Consider the following 335-nt stretch of genomic DNA (forward strand, 5'->3'; position numbering starts at 1 on the left):
GGAGCCAGCCGCCGAAGGTGGGATAGATGATTGGGGTGAAGTCGTAACAAGGTAGCCGTATCGGAAGGTGCGGCTGGATCACCTCCTTTCTATGGAGAATCGTCTTCTGCAACGAAGACATTCAAATTTTAAATCTAGCCAGGTCGGCTAGTTACTCACTCGTTGCTCAGTTTTGAGAGCTCAAACTCTCAAACGTTTGGTGGCGATAGCGAAGGGGTTCCACACGTTCCCATCCCGAACACGACCGTTAAGCCCTTCAGCGTCGATGGTACTTGGACCGCAGGGTCCTGGGAGAGTAGAACGCCGCCAAGCGTAACCCATTACGGGTTCAAGAA

2 rRNA genes are annotated in these 335 nt (G+C 52.5%); both read left to right on the forward strand.

Annotation, left to right across the window (positions count from 1 at the left end):
* A 16S ribosomal RNA gene (locus M3629_RS28880) occupies positions 1-89 on the forward strand; the annotation flags it as partial.
* Between the two features lie 106 nt (positions 90-195).
* Positions 196-312 (forward strand): 5S ribosomal RNA (gene rrf / locus M3629_RS28885).
* The last annotated feature ends 23 nt before the right edge of the window (positions 313-335 follow it).

It is taken from the genome of Paenibacillus polysaccharolyticus (assembly GCF_023714295.1).
Classification (GTDB): Bacteria; Bacillota; Bacilli; order Paenibacillales; family Paenibacillaceae; genus Paenibacillus; species Paenibacillus polysaccharolyticus_A.